13 protein-coding genes are annotated in these 15328 nt (G+C 73.5%); 6 read left to right on the top strand and 7 right to left on the bottom strand.

Features of this window, described 5'->3' with window-relative positions:
- Nucleotides 1-127: 127 nt before the first annotated feature.
- Nucleotides 128-697 carry a 16S rRNA (guanine(966)-N(2))-methyltransferase RsmD gene (gene rsmD / locus ES689_RS02525; RefSeq protein WP_146899766.1) on the top strand — a complete coding sequence of 190 codons (570 nt, stop codon included), beginning with the start codon at nucleotides 128-130 and terminating at the stop codon, nucleotides 695-697.
- Between the two features lie 43 nt (nucleotides 698-740).
- Here rsmD and thiL read toward each other — a convergent pair whose 3' ends face one another.
- Nucleotides 741-1793, bottom strand: coding sequence for a thiamine-phosphate kinase (gene thiL / locus ES689_RS02520; RefSeq protein WP_146899763.1), 1053 nt, complete (start codon nucleotides 1791-1793; stop codon nucleotides 741-743).
- Between the two features lie 24 nt (nucleotides 1794-1817).
- Here thiL and ES689_RS02515 point away from each other — a divergent pair, with 24 nt between their 5' ends.
- Nucleotides 1818-2375: a DUF3515 domain-containing protein gene (locus ES689_RS02515; RefSeq protein ID WP_146899760.1), complete on the top strand. Its 558-nt coding sequence runs from the start codon at nucleotides 1818-1820 to the stop codon at nucleotides 2373-2375.
- A 59-nt stretch (nucleotides 2376-2434) separates the two neighbouring features.
- Here the strand turns inward: ES689_RS02515 and ES689_RS02510 are convergent, their stop codons facing one another.
- The 6 genes from ES689_RS02510 to leuC all read right to left on the bottom strand — a co-directional run bounded on the left by ES689_RS02510 (nucleotide 2435) and on the right by leuC (nucleotide 9059).
- Complete coding sequence (locus tag ES689_RS02510; protein WP_146899757.1) at nucleotides 2435-3550, bottom strand: D-alanine--D-alanine ligase family protein; 1116 nt, start codon at nucleotides 3548-3550, stop codon at nucleotides 2435-2437.
- Nucleotides 3551-3643: 93 nt separating this feature from the next.
- A complete protein-coding gene (locus ES689_RS02505; RefSeq protein WP_146901703.1) occupies nucleotides 3644-4657 on the bottom strand; it encodes an NAD(P)H-dependent glycerol-3-phosphate dehydrogenase in 1014 nt (337 codons plus the stop codon).
- Nucleotides 4658-4754: 97 nt separating this feature from the next.
- Nucleotides 4755-5579, bottom strand: coding sequence for a 1-acyl-sn-glycerol-3-phosphate acyltransferase (locus tag ES689_RS02500; RefSeq protein WP_146899754.1), 825 nt, complete (start codon nucleotides 5577-5579; stop codon nucleotides 4755-4757).
- A 7-nt stretch (nucleotides 5580-5586) separates the two neighbouring features.
- The gene (murA, locus tag ES689_RS02495; RefSeq protein WP_146899751.1) at nucleotides 5587-6954 is read right to left on the bottom strand and encodes a UDP-N-acetylglucosamine 1-carboxyvinyltransferase; all 1368 of its coding nucleotides are present in this window, start codon (nucleotides 6952-6954) and stop codon (nucleotides 5587-5589) included.
- Complete coding sequence (gene leuD / locus ES689_RS02490) at nucleotides 6955-7551, bottom strand: 3-isopropylmalate dehydratase small subunit (RefSeq protein WP_123546460.1); 597 nt, start codon at nucleotides 7549-7551, stop codon at nucleotides 6955-6957. It abuts the gene before it with no gap.
- The gene (gene leuC, locus ES689_RS02485) at nucleotides 7551-9059 is read right to left on the bottom strand and encodes a 3-isopropylmalate dehydratase large subunit (RefSeq protein WP_223269425.1); all 1509 of its coding nucleotides are present in this window, start codon (nucleotides 9057-9059) and stop codon (nucleotides 7551-7553) included. The genes leuD and leuC overlap by 1 nt, the downstream gene beginning before the upstream one ends.
- Before the next feature lie 270 nt (nucleotides 9060-9329).
- Between leuC and ES689_RS02480 the strand changes: the two genes are divergently transcribed.
- The 4 genes from ES689_RS02480 to ES689_RS02465 all read left to right on the top strand — a co-directional run bounded on the left by ES689_RS02480 (nucleotide 9330) and on the right by ES689_RS02465 (nucleotide 15274).
- Entirely contained in the window at nucleotides 9330-10919 is a 1590-nt protein-coding gene (locus ES689_RS02480; RefSeq protein ID WP_146899747.1) for a PQQ-binding-like beta-propeller repeat protein, read from the top strand.
- On the top strand, nucleotides 10916-12541 hold the full coding sequence (locus ES689_RS02475; RefSeq protein WP_146899743.1) for a PQQ-binding-like beta-propeller repeat protein: 1626 nt from the start codon (nucleotides 10916-10918) through the stop codon (nucleotides 12539-12541). Before ES689_RS02480 ends, ES689_RS02475 begins: the two co-directional genes overlap by 4 nt.
- 166 nt (nucleotides 12542-12707) lie before the next feature.
- A complete protein-coding gene (locus ES689_RS02470; RefSeq protein WP_191330141.1) occupies nucleotides 12708-13781 on the top strand; it encodes a LacI family DNA-binding transcriptional regulator in 1074 nt (357 codons plus the stop codon).
- Nucleotides 13782-13915: 134 nt separating this feature from the next.
- Entirely contained in the window at nucleotides 13916-15274 is a 1359-nt protein-coding gene (locus tag ES689_RS02465) for an ABC transporter substrate-binding protein (RefSeq protein WP_146899737.1), read from the top strand.
- Nucleotides 15275-15328: the final 54 nt, after the last annotated feature.

Genomic DNA, 15328 nt, shown 5'->3' with positions numbered 1-15328 from the left:
CTGATCGTGCCCGGCGGGGTGCTGGCCGACAACTCGCTTGTGCGGGTCCCACGATCGGTCGCGCGCCTCCTCGGGGCCGCGTTGTCGACTTGCTCGAACGGCTGCCTCGATGCGTCAGGATGGGGGCGTGTCCCGCATCATCTCCGGCTTCGCCGACAACCTGACCCTGGCCGTGCCGAAGACGGGCACGCGCCCCACGAGCGACCGGGTGCGCGAGGCGCTGTTCTCGTCGCTCGACGCCCGCGACGAGATCACTGGGCGCCGGGTGCTCGACCTCTACGCCGGCACGGGCGGGCTCGGGCTCGAGGCGGCGTCGCGCGGTGCCGCCTCGGTCGTGCTCGTCGAGAAGGCGCCGGCCGCGGCGAAGGCGCTGCGGAAGAACGTCGACGCGGTCGTCGGCCGGGCACCCGCCGGGAAGGCACCCAGGGTCGACGTCGTCGCCCAGCCGGTGAGGTCGTACCTCGCCGGGGGCGCGGGACTCGTCGACCTCGTGTTCTTCGACCCGCCCTACGAGCTGTCGGCGGCCGAGCTCGCCGCCGACCTCGAGGCGCTGCTCCCGTCGCTGGCCGAGGAGGCGCTGGTCGTCGTCGAGCGCGCCTCGCGCGACGGGGAACCCGGCTGGCCCGACGGGCTCACGCTCGACGCCCGCAAGTCGTACGGCGACACGACGGTCTGGTTCGCGACGCGCGACGCCTGAGGGGCGGCGGGCGGCGGGAACCAGGAGGCGCGGCGGGGTCAGGTCAGCCGTGCTGGCCGGTCCAGAGGCGGTAGGGATCCCAGCCGCCGGGCTCGCCGAGGTCGCGGCCGTCGACGGCGACGCGGGGGGCGCCTCCAGCGGGGTCACGCACCGTGCCGAGCCTGCGGAAACCGCCGGGCAGGTCGGTGCCCGCCGGGAACGTGGCGAGCAACGAGTGGTCCTCGCCGCCGGCGAGGGCGGCGTGCGGGTCGGCACCGAGGGCCGCCGACTCGAGGTCGAGCACGACGCCGGAGGCGCGGGCCAGGCGAGACGCGTCGAGCGCGAGGCCGTCGGAGAGGTCGAGCATCGCCGTCGCCCCGGCCAGGGCCGCGGCCGGACCGTCGACGATCGGCGGCGTGGGGGCCAGCTGCCAACCGACGTCCGCGTCGCGGTCGCGCACCTGGCGAGCGAGGTCGGCGTCGGGGACGCCCTCGTGGTCGACGCCCAGGCGGAACAACAGGTCGAGGCCTCGCGCCGCCCGCCCGAGCGGGCCGGACACGGCGACCACGTCGCCGACGCGGGCGCCGTCGCGGCGGACCGGATCGTGGCCGTCGAGGTCGCCGAAGGCCGTGACCGCGACGGTGAAGACGGCCGAGACCGAGAGGTCGCCGCCGACGACGCCACAGCCGGGCGACATCGCGGCGCAGGCGTCGCGGAGGCCGTCGGCGAGGCCCTCCAGGTCGGCGACGGGCGTGTCGCCTGGCACGGCCAGGGCCACGACGAGAGCAGTGGGACGGGCGCCCATGGCCGCGACGTCGGAGAGGTTCGAGGCCGCGGCCTTCCAGCCGAGGTCGTGCGGCGTCGACCAAGCCCGACGGAAGTCCGGGCCGTGCACCATCAGGTCGGTCGTCACGACGAAGCGGCCGTCGGGCGCGGCGACGACGGCGGCGTCGTCGCCCGGGCCGAGCTGCGTGTCGAGGCCGCGGGGCAGGCGAGGCAGGATGCGCGCCAGGGTCGCCAGCTCGCCGACGGACTCGACGGTGTCGGCAACGGCGTCGGAGGTGCGGGCAGCGTCGGCGGTGTCGCCAGCGTCGAGAGACCTGGAGGTTCGTTCCATGGGGTCGACGGTAGCCTGGCCGGGATGTCCGCTCCGTCCCGCCGCCTCCTGCGCCCCTCCGTCGTCGTCGCGCTCGGCGTGGTCGCCGCGTCGATCTTGTCGGGCTGCACGGCAGCCGTGCCGATGCAGTCGGCCGACGCCGCGAACGACCCCGACTGTGCGCAGGTCGTCGTGCACCTGCCCGACACGGTCGGGCCGGACTCCGACCCTCAGCAGCGCCGGGAGACCGACGCACAGGGCACCGGCGCCTGGGGCACGCCCTCGACGGTGCTGCTGCGCTGCGGCGTCGAGTCCCCCGCGATCTCGGACCTGCCCTGCAACGACATCCAGGGCGTCGACTGGCTCTCCGAGGACGGCCCGGAGGACGGGGACGCCTTCACCTTCACCACCTACGGCCGCACCCCGGCGGTCCAGGTCGTCGTCAGCGCCGACGTCGGCACCACGGCGCTCTTCGACCTCGCCGACGCCGTCGGCTACCTGCCCGAGGACGGCCGCGGCTGCGTCGGCGTCGACGACCTGCCGAGCGTCGGCGACCCGGCCGACACCTCCGCCGACGTGCCGTCGGAGACGCCCGCTCCCTGAGCCGCGCGCGGATCGACCGCCGCACCCCCGCCGACGACGCCTCGACCGGGACCGCCCGCTCAGCGGTCGGTCGCGAGCCCCAGCTCGACGAGCTCGGTGATGAGCTCGGGGTAGCTCAGCCCGCTCGCGAGCCAGCAGGCCGGGAACATCGAGATCGGCGTGAAGCCGGGCATCGTGTTGACCTCGTTGACGACCCAGCCCCCCTCGGTGAGGAAGAAGTCGACGCGGGCGAGCCCGGTGCCGTCGATCGACTCGAAGGCGAGGGCGGCGAGCCGCTGCATCTCGGCCAGCTCGTCGTCCGACAACGGCGCCGGGCACACCAGGTCGGCGCCGGCACCGCCGAGGTACTTCGACTCGAAGTCGTAGAAGGTCTCGTCGCTGAGCACGATCTCCCCCGCGAGCGACGTGCGCGGGGCTCCGCCGTCGCGCCCGCCGAGCACGGCGCACTCGATCTCGCGGCCGACGACGCCAGCCTCGACCAGCACCTTGTGGTCCTCGGCGAGGCCGACCTGCATGGCAGCGGCCAGCTGCTCGGGGCCGTCGACCCGAGAGACGCCGACGCTCGACCCGGCACGGGCGGGCTTGACGAAGAGGGGGAAGCCGAGCGAGGCGACCTCGGCGGCCACCGCCTCCGGCGAGGTCTCCCACTCGGCCCGGCGCACGGTCCGCCACGGCGCGACGGCGATGCCGGCCTGCTGCAGCACGGTCTTGGTGAAGTGCTTGTCCATGCCGACGGCCGACGCGAGCAGGCCCGCGCCGACGTAGGGCAGCCCGACCAGCTCGAGGAGGCCCTGCACGGTGCCGTCCTCGCCGAACCGGCCGTGCAGGATCGGGAACACGACGTCGACGTCGCCGAGCAGGCGGACGCCGCCGTCGGGCTCGACGACGCTCAGCTCACGGCTCGCGGCGGTCTCGGGCCAGCGCACCCGGGTGCCGTTGTCGCGCACCTCGGGCAGCGACTCGGCGTCGAGGGCGAAGAGTGCCGCGTCGTCGGGCTGCAGCGTGAAGGCGCCGGCACGGGTGATGCCGACGGGCACCACCTCGAATCGGTCGCGGTCGATCGCGGCCAGGACGCCCCCGGCCGTGGCGCAGCTGATCGAGTGCTCGCTCGAGCGTCCGCCGAAGAGGACGACGACGGTCTGCTTGTCGGCCGTGGCGGAGGGAGTGGTGGTCATCGAGGGGCCCTTCGGGTGGTTCGGCGCCGCCGGCCCGCGTGAGCAGGCAGGAGGCGCGGGTCGCGTCCGTGACGGACGCCGCGCCTCCTGCCTCTACTCGCCCTGGGGCTCGTCGGTCTCGGTCAGGTGCGGCGCGATGTTCCGCGGGTCGAGCGTACCGGCGAGCACCTCGGCGACCTGCTGCACGATGGGCATGTCGACGCCTCGCGAGCGAGCCAGCTCGAGGATCGGCGCGACGGAGCTCAGCCCCTCGGCCGTCTGGTTCATCTGCCGGACGACGTCGCCGAAGGCGTAGCCCTGGCCGAGGAGGCGGCCGGCCGTGTTGTTGCGCGAGAGCGGCGACTCGCACGTCGCGATCAGGTCGCCGAGGCCCGCGAGGCCCGCGAGCGTCTCGGCCTTCGCCCCGAACGACACGGCGAACGAGGTCATCTCGGCCAGGCCACGGGTGATAATCGACGCCTTGGTGTTCTCGCCGTAGCCGACCCCGTCGACGATGCCGATGGCGACCGCGATGAGGTTCTTGAGCACCCCGCCGAACTCCGTGCCGATCACGTCGGTGTTGACGAACGACCGGAAGTACGGGTTGGTGGCGGTCGCCGCGACGGCCGTCGCGGTCTCGAGGCTGCGTGACGAGACGACCGCGGCCGTCGGCTGCCGCTTAGCGATTTCGAGCGCCAGGTTCGGACCGGAGGCGACGGCGATCAGGTCGGGGTCGATGTCGAGCTCTTGCTCGATGACCTGGCTCATCCGCAGCCCGGTCGCCTTCTCCACGCCCTTCATCAGGCTGACGACGGGGACGCCGGCGGGCACCAGGTGACGGACGGCGGCGAGGTTCTCGCGCAGGGTCTGGCTCGGCACCGACAGGTAGACCTGCTCGGCGCCGCGCAGCGCGGCGGCCACGTCGGGCGTCGCCACGAGGGTGCGGGGCAGGTTGATGCCCGGCAGGTAGTCGGTGTTGCGCTTGCTCTCGGTGATCTCGCGCGCGACCTCGGGTCGTCGTGCCCACAGGGTGACGTCGGCCCCGCCCTCGGCGAGGACCTTGGCGAACGTGGTGCCCCAGCTGCCCGAGCCCAGCACGGCCACGGTGCGGGGCACGGCGCTGCGCATCACGACCGAGATCGCCTCCGTGGTGACGGCGCCCTCCCCGAGCGCACCGATCGCGTCCTCCCGGGTCTCGGCTGCTCGGTCGTCGCGGCTGCTGTCGTCACGGCTGGTCAAAGCGTCCGGTCTCCTTCTGGTGCTTCGTGTGCGGGTCCCACGGCTCGGCGGGCGCCTCCTCGTCGCGCAGGCCGGCCAGGAGCTCGGTGATGCGCTGCATGACCAGGGCCGTGGCCTCGGTGTAGGCGGCCTGGTCGAGGTGGCGGCCACGCCACGGCGACAGGTCGACGGGATCGCCGATGGCGGCCACGATGCGCTTGCGCGGGAACAGGCTGATCTTCGCGGAGTACCGCCCCATCACCTGCTGGCTGCCCCAGTGCGCCATCGGGATGAGCGGCACCCCGGCCTGGAGGGCGAGCCGCACGGCGCCGCTCTTGCCCTTCATCGGCCAGAGGTCGGGATCGCGGGTGAGCGTGCCCTCGGGGTAGATGATCACTCCCCCGCCGCTGGTCGCGAGGGCGCGCCCCGCCTGCAACGGGTCGCTGTCGTGCGTGCGGCCGCCGCGCTCGACGGGCACGTGCCCCATGGCGCGCATCAGCGAGCCGAAGACGGGCACGCGGAACAGCGAGGCCTTGGCGAGGAACCTCGGCACGCGCCCGATCGTCCACATCAGCCGCGCCACGACGACGGGGTCGATGTTCGTGTAGTGGTTCGGCGCGAGCACGAACGCGCCCTCGGCCGGGAGCTTCTCGGCGCCTCGCACCTCGATGCGGGCGAGACCGTCGAAGAGCGGGGCACCGACAGCGGCGACGCCCCGGAACACGGCGCTCTTCTCCTTGCCGCGACCGAAGCGGCCGACCCGGCGGGGCGTCTGGACGAGGGGCGCGTCGACGCCGCCGGCCGGCGGGGTCGGCGAGGAGGCGTCGCTCACGTCGCGATCAGCCCTGGAAGTCGAAGTCGGCGCCCAGCTTGCGCAGCTTCGCGATGAAGTGCTCGTAGCCGCGGCTGATGATGCCGACGTTGCTGATCTTCGACTCGCCCTCGGCCGTCAGCGCGGCGATGAGGTGACTGAAGCCGCCGCGCAGGTCGGGCACGCGGATGTCGGCCCCGTGCAGAGCGGTCGGGCCGTTGATCACGGCCGCCTGCTCGAACTCGCGGCGCGCGACGCGCCGGTCGTGGCCCGGCAGGCCCTCTTTGTGCACGGTGATGTCGGCGCCCATGTCGTTCAGGGCCTCGGTGAACTGGAAGCGGTTCTCGTACACGGTCTCGTGCACGATCGAGGTGCCCTGCGCCTGGGTCAGCGCGACGATGAGCGGCTGCTGCCAGTCGGTCATGAAGCCGGGGTGCACGTCGGTCTCGACGACGACGGGCTTCAGCTCGCCCCCCGGGTGGAAGAATCGGATGCCGTCCTCGTGGACGTCGAAGTCGCCGCCGACCTTGCGGAAGACGTTGAGGAACGTCATCAGGTCTTTCTGGTCGGCGCCCTCGACGAAGATGTCGCCCTTGGTGGCCAGCGCGGCGCTCGCCCAGCTGGCGGCCTCGTTGCGGTCGTTGATGGCACGGTGCTTGTAGCCGCGCAGGGACTTCACGCCCTCGATGAAGATGACGCGGTTCGGCTCGACGGAGACGATGGCGCCCATCTTCTGCAGGATCGCGATGAGGTCCATGATCTCGGGCTCGATCGCCGCGTTGCGGAGCTCGGTCACCCCGTCGGCCAGCACGGCCGTGAGGAGGACCTGCTCGGTCGCGCCGACGCTCGGGTAGGGCAGCTCGATGTTGGCGCCCTTGAGCCCGTCGGGCGCGGTCAGGTGGATGCCGTTGTACGACTTGTCGACGACCGCGCCGAACGCACGGAGCGCGTCGAGGTGGAAGTCGATCGGGCGGTCGCCGATGCGGCAGCCGCCGAGGTCGGGGATGAACGCCTCGCCCAGCCGGTGCAGCAGCGGGCCGCAGAAGAGGATCGGGATGCGGCTCGAGCCCGCGTGCGCGTCGATCTCGGCGAAGTGGGCCGACTCGACGTTGGCCGGGTCGAGGATCATCTCGCCTCGGGCCGGGTCGGTGATGCGGACGCCGTGCACCGACAACAGGCCGCGGACGACGTTGACGTCGCTGATGTCCGGCACGTCGCGGAGGATGCTGGGGGTGTCGCCCAGGAGCGAGGCGACCATGGCCTTCGTGGCGAGGTTCTTCGCCCCGCGCACCTCGATGCGACCGATCAGCGGCTTGCCGCCGCGGATGACGATCTCATCGGACTTCAGGCCGACACGGGCCCCTGCAGCTGCTGCGTCTTGGACGAGAGAGTTCACTTACTTCACCGGCAATGTCTTCGGGCGCCAGGCGGCGCGGCGGGTTTCGAATTCTGTGATCGCGGCTTCGTCGCGGAGGGTCAGTCCGATGTCGTCGAGACCCTCGAGGAGGCGCCACTTAGTGTAGGCATCGACCTCGAACGAGACCGTGAGGTCGCCGACCGTGGCGGTCTGCGCGGCGAGGTCGACCGTGATCTCGATGCCGGGGCTCGCCTCGACGACCGCCCAGATCCGCTCGATGTCGTCCTCGGCCACGACGGCGCTCAGCAGGCCCTGCTTGCCCGAGTTGCCCCGGAAGATGTCGCCGAAGCGCGAGCTCAGCACCACGTCGAAGCCGAAGTCGCGGAGGGCCCAGACGGCGTGCTCCCGGCTCGATCCGGTGCCGAAGTCGGGGCCGGCCACGAGCACGCGGGCGCCCTGGTACTCCGGGCGGTTCAGCACGAAGTCGGGATCCTGGCGTGCCGAGAAGAACAGAGCGTCCTCGAAGCCGGTCTTGGTGACCCTCTTGAGGAACTCGGCCGGGATGATCTGGTCGGTGTCGACGTTCGACCGCTTCAGGGGCGCGGCCACGCCGGTGACGACCGTGAACTTCTGCACTAGGACGCGCCTCCTGCGGTCTGGCCGGCCAGCTCGGCGGCGACCTGGTCGTGGATGGGGGTCGCCGAGGCGGCGTCGGCCCCGTCGAGGGCCGCTGCCTCGTCGCCAGAGAGGTCCCACGGGGACGACAGCGTGCCGCGGACGGCGGTCGCGGCCGCGACGAGCGGCGACACCAGGTGGGTGCGCCCGCCCTTGCCCTGGCGGCCCTCGAAGTTGCGGTTCGAGGTCGACGCGCAGCGCTCGCCCGGCGCGAGCTGGTCGGGGTTCATGCCGAGGCACATCGAGCAGCCGGCGAAGCGCCACTCGGCGCCGAAGTCGGTGAACACCTTGTCGAGACCCTCGGCCTCGGCCTCGAGCCGCACTCGGGCCGAGCCCGGCACGACCATGACGCGGACGCCTTCGGCTTTCGTCTTGCCCTGCACGATCGACGCGAACGCCCGGAGGTCTTCGATGCGGCTGTTGGTGCACGAGCCCATGAACACGGCGTCGACGGGGATCTGCTTCATCGGCGTGCCGGCCTCGAGGGCCATGTACTCGAGGGCGCGCTCGGCGGCGGCGCGCTCGTTGGGGTCGACGACCGTCGAGGGGTCGGGCACCGAGTCGCTGAGCGACACGCCCTGGCCCGGGTTCGTGCCCCAGGTCACGAACGGCTCGAGTGTGTCGGCGTCGAGGAACACCTCGGCGTCGAACACGGCGTCGTCATCGGTCGGGAGGGTCTTCCAGTAGGCGACCGCCTCGTCCCAGTCGGCGCCGGTCGGGGCGTGGTCGCGGCCCTCGAGGTAGTCGAACGTGATCTGGTCGGGGGCGACCATCCCGGCGCGGGCGCCGGCCTCGATCGACATGTTGCAGATCGTCATGCGGCCCTCCATCGAGAGGGCGCGGATCGCGCTGCCGCGGTACTCGAGCACGTAGCCCTGCCCGCCGCCGGTGCCGATCTGCGCGATGACCGCCAGGATGATGTCCTTCGCCGTCACGCCGGGCCGGAGGGCGCCCTCGACGGTGACGGCCATTGTCTTGAACGGCTTGAGCGGCAGGGTCTGCGTCGCCATGACGTGCTCGACCTCGCTCGTGCCGATGCCGAAGGCCATCGCGCCGAACGCGCCGTGCGTCGAGGTGTGCGAGTCGCCGCAGACGACGGTGATGCCCGGCATCGTGAGGCCGAGCTGCGGGCCCACGACGTGCACGATGCCCTGCTCGGCGTCGCCGAGGGGGTGCAGCCGGACGCCGAACTCGGCCGTGTTGCGGCGGAGTGTCTCGATCTGGGTGCGGCTCGTGAGGTCGGCGATCGGCTTGTCGATCGCGAGGGTCGGGGTGTTGTGGTCTTCGGTGGCGATCGTCAGGTCGGTGCGCCGCATTGGCCGCCCTGCCTGCCGGAGCCCGTCGAAGGCCTGCGGGCTCGTGACCTCGTGGAGGAGGTGGAGGTCGATGTAGAGAAGGTCGGGGGCGCCGTCCTCGCCCTTGACGACGACGTGGTCGTCCCACACTTTCTCGGCAAGCGTCCTGCCCACGGGCACGCCCCTCTCCTCGGGTGTCTCGGTCGGAATGATCGTCGAAGTCTACGCCAGCGCCTCCCGGCCGAGGCCCGACGCGCTGCGGGGTGCAACGCGGCCGCGGGCACCCCGCATTCCCTCGGCGAGCGCCGCGGGAAGCGCCGCGGCGAGCGCCGGGGCGGAGGTCTCCGAACACGAGGTGGACGCGCGAGGCCTCGTGGGTCCTGACTGGTACCAGGTCCGCCGCCGCGCCGTGGCGGCACCGCCCGACGAGGAGGTCGACCGAGCATGGTGCGAGACGACGCTCCCTGGTCCCCGGCCCGTCCCGGCGCCGGCTGGCGTGCCGACGTCGCGGCGCGCGGCGCACGGCCGCCGGCAGCCCTCCCCACGGCGTCCTCGCCGCCTGCCGGCGTGCCCCTCGAGGAGGCGCCCCGCCGTCGGCGCAGGACGACCGCCTCCTCGTCGTCGCGCCTGCGCTCCCTCTACCTCTCGCTCGCCGCGGCGACCGTGCTCGTCCTCGTCGTGGGCGTCGCGGTGGTCCCCCACTACGGCGGCGGCGACACCGCTGCCGGCACCCCGGCCGCCGACGAGCTGCGGCGCCCGCCGACGGACGCCGCCTGGACGCTCGACCTCGCCGGCCTCCTCGCTCCCGACGTGCCCCCGGCCTGCGTGCACGTGTGGCCCTCCGCCGCGACCGACGGCCTCGTCGCGGTCGGCACGTCGGTCGACCTCGAGACCGACGACGCCGCGTCGGCGACCGGCTGTCGCCGCTCGGCGGTCTCGGGGAACACGAGTCGCGTCGCCCTCGTCGAGGCCGGGACGGGTCGGGTCCGCTGGGTGCACGACCTCGCCGACGACGTCCCCGACGCCGACGCCCTGGCCATCCCCGCGTCGCAGGTCGTGCCGGGAGCCGGCCGCGTGCTGGTCCAGGTGCAGACCTCCGGGGGCGCTGCTCAGGTCGCGCTCGCCCTCGCCGACGGGGCCGCCCTGGAGGTCGCACGGGGGCGCCGAGACCTGCCGGCCGTGAGCGTCGCCGCCGTCGGGCGCCTGCAGCTCCGAGCCGTCGGGGGGACGGACGACGCGTCCCGGCGCTTCTCCCTCGTCGACGCGGGCGACCTCACCTCGCCGATCTGGCAGGGCCGGGCCGACGTCGGCACGACTCCCTTGCTGTTGGCGTCCGGCGTGGTCGTCGAGGCGGACGGTCGCAGCTCGTTCGTGGACGGCAGGACGGGCGAGGCCCGTCCGCTCGAGCGCGGCCGGGGCACGACGGTCGAGACGGCCGCCACCGGCCCCACGGGCGACGACTCCCTCTACCTCGTGGAGCGGGCGGGCCGGGATCGTCCGACCGTGTCGGCCGTCGACCCGATCGGCGACCGGCGCTGGACGAGCGACGTCGAGGCGGGCGCCCTCGCCGTGACGGACCGGTGCGTCCTCGCCCTGGCGCCCGACGCCTCCTCGGTCACCTGCCTCGACCGCGGCGACGGCCGTGCGCTGTGGAGCCGCGACCTCGGAGGCCCCTCCCGGGTCGTCCCCGTCCCCGGACAGTCGCGGGACGACGTCTGGGTCGTGGCGCAGCGGGACGACGGCCCCGAACTGGCAGCCCTCGACGCCGCTGACGGCTCCCGCCGCGTCGCCCTGCCGCTCGGCCCCTCGGACGACGTCGTCGCCGCGTCGCGCACCGTCGTCTACGTCGAGACCGACGACTCCGGAGCGGGACCGGACGCCGTCACCGCGTACGACGCGTCGGGCGGACGGCGGCTCTGGGGCTCGACGTCGGCCGGCCGCGCGGCGTTCTGGGGCGGCGCGCTCGTCGTCGTGGACGACTCGGCCGTCGCCTCCCGCCTCGTCGACCGCACCCGCGTCGGGAGCACCTCGTGACCACGCCGGGAGCCCCCTGGCAGCCCTCGCGGCCGAGCGCCGCCGTGGTCTGGGAGAAGCCGACGACGCCCTCGCCGGGGCAGAGGGCGACCGAGGCCGAGGAGGCGCGGGCCACGCCGCAGGACGCGCCTGCGCCCGGCCGTCCCCCGGGCCGGACGCCGCCGCCGCGTCCACGCTGGTGGCGCCGCCTCGCACCGGGCCGCCGCCTCGGGCTCGGCTACCTCGCCCTCGCCGTCGCCGCCGCGGCGGTCACCGCCGGGCTCGTCCCCGGCCAGCCCGTCTACGGCGGGCTCCCGCCGTGGCAGGGCACGTCGACGGTCGACCTGAGGGAGGCGCCGACCGCCTCCGGCTGGACCGCCGACCTCGCCGGCGCGCTCGCGCCCGGCGCCCCGGCGCTCTGCCTGCGGTTCCCGTCCGTGCCGGTCGGCGACGACGGCCTGGTGCTCGTGCGCGCCGCGCCGGCCTGGACCTACGGGTTCGCGAACGACGCGGGCTGCGGAAGCGACACTCGCCGGGTCGGGTCCCGGGTCGGGCTGCTCGACACGCGGGACGGCCGGATGGCCTGGGTGCACGACGCCAGGGACGACTTCCCCGACCTGGGCGACCTCGACAGCGCCGAGGTGCTCTCGGCCTCGGCGATCGGCCCGGCGGGCGACCCGGACCGACTGCTGCTGCGCACCTCCGGCGGCGCCCTCTCGAAGCTCGTGGCGCTCGACCCGGCGACGGGGCAGGTCGTCGACGGCTCGGCGTCGTGGACGACGACGGACAGCGACCAGTTCCAGTCGGAGGGCCAGGTGGTCCTCACGGGACGCCAGCCGTCCGCAGGCGGCGCCTACCGCTACGAGGTCCGGGACGCGGACGACCTCGGGCACGTGACGTGGCGGGGCGCGGGCACCACGACGGGCGTCGTCCTCGCGCTGGCGGACCGCGCCCTGGTCTCGACCCCGCAGGGCACGGTCTCCGTCGATCCCGGGACGGGCCGCGAGCGAGACTGGGGCACCAGGCTCGACGCGCTGGTCGGGCCCCTGGTGCACGACGACCTGATCGTGTCGGCGTCGGGCCGGTCGGGGGGCTTCACCGCCGTCGACCTCGACGGGCGCACCCGGTGGACGACCTCCCCCGAGGTGCAGGGCGCGCCGAGCGCGGCCCGCTCGTGCCTCGTCGTGACCGACGTCGCGGACGACAGGGTCAGCTGCGTCGACTGGGACACGGGCGAGACCCGGTGGAGCCACGACCGCCGGGGAGCGGTCAGCGTCGACGGCCTCGCGGGCCAGACCGACGACGACCTCTTCGCCGCGTCGCCCGCCCAGGACGACGGGTCGCTCGCCCTCCGCGTGCTCGACGGGTCGGACGGCGCCGCGAGGTCGGTCGTCGAGCTGCCCGGAGGCGCGGTGCCCGCGGCGACCGGACGCACCGTCGGCTACGCGTTCGCCTACGGCAGCTCGGGCGGCCGGTCGACGGTCGTCGCCTTCGACCGGTCGTCGGGCGACCGACTCTGGGTCTACCAGGGAAGGCTGCAGGTGTCGTTCTGGGGCGGGGTGCTGGTCGACGTGGACGTCGACGGGGTGGCGCACGAGCTCACGGGGCCGGCGGCGTCGCAGGTCGTGGCTCAGCGATGGTGACCGTCACGCGACCAGAACGCACGTTCGACCGATCGGCTGTTCGCACGGGCCGCGCATCTCGGTGCAGTTCAGGCCCGCGTAGCCCTCGCCCACCACGCGACGCTCGTCGCTCGTCCGGGCCTGCGCTCGTATGCTGTGCGCACGACCGACGACGAGGTGGACGAGCATGGCACCAGCGACCCGTGACGACGTGGCGCGCCTGGCCGGCGTCTCGTCCAGCACCGTCTCGTACGCCCTGAGCGGCCGACGGACCATCTCGGACGCCACCCGCCGCCGCGTCGAGGCGGCGATGGCCGAGCTCAACTACACGCCGAACGCGTTCGCCCGTGGCCTCGCCGGCTCGCGCGGCGGGATCCTCGCCCTGCACTACCCGTACGGCAGACGCGGCGTGACGTCGTCCGAGTTCGAGTACGTCGCGGCGGCCACGGACCGTGCGCGGGAACGCGGCTACCACCTCCTGCTCTGGTCGACGCCGATCGACGACGTCGAGGGGCTCGAGAGCCTCGTGAGCGAGGGCCTGGTCGACGGCGTCGTGCTGATGGAGCTGACGCCGGACGACGACCGGGTGGCGGTCCTGACGGAGGCGCGGGTCCCGTTCACGAACATCGGCCGCCCCGACGACGTCGCAGGCCTCTCGTTCGTCGACGCCGACTACGACGCGCTGGGGCGCATCGCCGTCGAGCACCTCGTGGGCCTCGGCCACGAGCGGGCGTTCTTCCTCAGCCAGTCGGTGAGGTCGCACGAGCGGGGCTCCGGCCCGCTCGCCCGTGCGGCGCGCTCCCTGGCCGAGGCCGGGTGCTCGGCGGGCCTCAAGATCGAGGTCCACCACGCCGCCGTCTCCGTCACGGGCGGCCGCGCGGCCTTCGACGCGCTGACGGCGTCGCCGGCGCACCCCACCGCCGTGATCGCCTTCAACGAGACGGCGCTGGCGGGCTTCGTCCAGGCGGCGGCCTTCGCCGGCTGCTCGATCCCCCGTGACGTGTCGGTCGTGGCGCTGAGCATCGGCGACCTCGCCGCCGACATGACGTCGCCCCCGCTCACGACCGTCTCGCCGCCCGGCGCCGAGCTCGCGGTCGCCGCCGTCGACCATCTCGTCGACCGGCTGGAGGGGCGCAGCACGGACGCGCCGCACCTCCTCGTGGCTCCTCAGCTCGTCGTGCGGGGCAGCTCGGCGCCGGCGCCGGTCGACGGCCGCCGAGCAGGTGGGCGGGGCGCGGCCCCCGCTGCGGCGCGCCGGTAGCACGGGTTGTTGCGCGCCTCCTGCGCGTGTGTGACACTCATCGTCGACGCGCGTCGACGACGACGTGCGCGGCAGTGGCCCGGCTCGGCAGCACGAGCAGGCCACGTGCATCGCAACTCGACGAGGAGATCACCATGCGAGCATCCCTGCACCGCAGGTTCACGGGCCCCCTGGCCATCCTGGCTGCATCCAGCTTCCTGCTGGTCGGCTGCTCCGGCAGCGCCGACCCCAACGACCCCAACGCGGGCGGCGACGCGGGCGGTTCGGTCGGCACGGCCGACGGCGTCGTGAACGTGTACGGCACGATCAACGGCGACGAGGCGACCCTGCTCGAGGAGTCCTGGGCCGACTGGGAGGCCGAGAACGACATCGAGATCAAGTACACGGGCGACAAGGAGTTCGAGAAGCAGATCGGCATCAAGGTCCAGGGCGGCGACACCCCCGACCTCGCGATCTTCCCGCAGCCGGGCCTGCTCGCCGACACCGTCGGCAGCGGCAAGGTGCAGGAGCTCCCGGCCGACGCGCTCGCGAACGTCAAGGAGGGCTGGTCGGAGGACTGGCAGAAGTACGGCCAGGTCGACGGCACGCAGTACGGCGCTCCGCTGATGGCGAGCGTCAAGGGCTACGTCTGGTACTCCCCCGCCAAGTTCGCGGAGTGGGGCGTCGAGATCCCCAAGACCTACGACGAGCTCGTCGAGGTCTCGAAGACCATCCAGGAGAAGACCGGCACGGCTCCCTGGTGCGCCGGCTTCAACTCGGGCGAGGCCTCGGGCTGGCCCGGCACCGACTGGATCGAGGACCTCGTGCTCCGCGAGGCCGGCCCCGACGCCTACGACTCGTGGGTCACGGGCGACACGAAGTTCACCGACCCCGAGATCAAGGACGCGTTCGACTCCGTCGGCACGATCCTGCAGGACCCCTCCATGGTCAACGCCGGCTACGGCGACGTGAAGTCGATCAACTCCACGGCCTTCGGCGACGTCGCCACGAACGTCGCGAACGGCAGCTGCGCGCTCACGCACCAGGCCTCGTTCTTCGAGGGCTTCCTCACCGCCGCGAACAACGCTGACGGCACGCCCGCCACGGTCGCCGAGGACGGCGACGTCTGGGCCTTCCTGACCCCGCCGATGGAGGAGGGCGACCCCGCCGCCGTCACGGGCGGCGGCGAGTTCGTCGCCGCGTTCTCGAACGACGACGACACCGCCAAGGTGCAGGCGTACCTCGCCAGCGCCGACTGGGCCAACAGCCGCGTCTCGCTCGGAGGCGTCATCTCGGCCAACAAGGGCCTCGACCCGGAGAACGCCGGCAGCGACCTGCTGAAGAGCGCCGTCGAGATCCTGCAGGGCACCGACACCACGTTCCGCTTCGACGGTTCTGACCTGATGCCCAAGTCGGTCGGCTCCGACAGCTTCTGGAAGGGCATGGTCGACTGGATCGACGGCACGGACACCGACTCGGTGCTCGAGGAGATCCAGGCCGGCTACACCAGCTAGCCAGCAGCCCGACCGTGAGGGGCCGTCGCCGTGCGGCGGCGGCCCCTCACGCAT

It is taken from the genome of Frigoribacterium sp. ACAM 257 (assembly GCF_007954365.1).
Classification (GTDB): Bacteria; Actinomycetota; Actinomycetes; order Actinomycetales; family Microbacteriaceae; genus Frigoribacterium.
Note: the sequence above shows the minus strand (reverse complement) of the source record. Positions and strands in the feature narration are given on the sequence as shown.

Coding starts and splice junctions, on each gene's coding strand:
- thiL (WP_146899763.1), bottom strand. CDS start 1,793: ATGGAACGAACCTCCAGGTCTCTCGACGCTGGCGACACCGCCGACGCT.
- ES689_RS02515 (WP_146899760.1), top strand. CDS start 1,818: ATGTCCGCTCCGTCCCGCCGCCTCCTGCGCCCCTCCGTCGTCGTCGCG.
- ES689_RS02510 (WP_146899757.1), bottom strand. CDS start 3,550: ATGACCACCACTCCCTCCGCCACGGCCGACAAGCAGACCGTCGTCGTC.
- ES689_RS02505 (WP_146901703.1), bottom strand. CDS start 4,657: ATGCGCAGCGCCGTGCCCCGCACCGTGGCCGTGCTGGGCTCGGGCAGC.
- ES689_RS02480 (WP_146899747.1), top strand. CDS start 9,330: ATGGTGCGAGACGACGCTCCCTGGTCCCCGGCCCGTCCCGGCGCCGGC.
- ES689_RS02470 (WP_191330141.1), top strand. CDS start 12,708: ATGGCACCAGCGACCCGTGACGACGTGGCGCGCCTGGCCGGCGTCTCG.
- ES689_RS02465 (WP_146899737.1), top strand. CDS start 13,916: ATGCGAGCATCCCTGCACCGCAGGTTCACGGGCCCCCTGGCCATCCTG.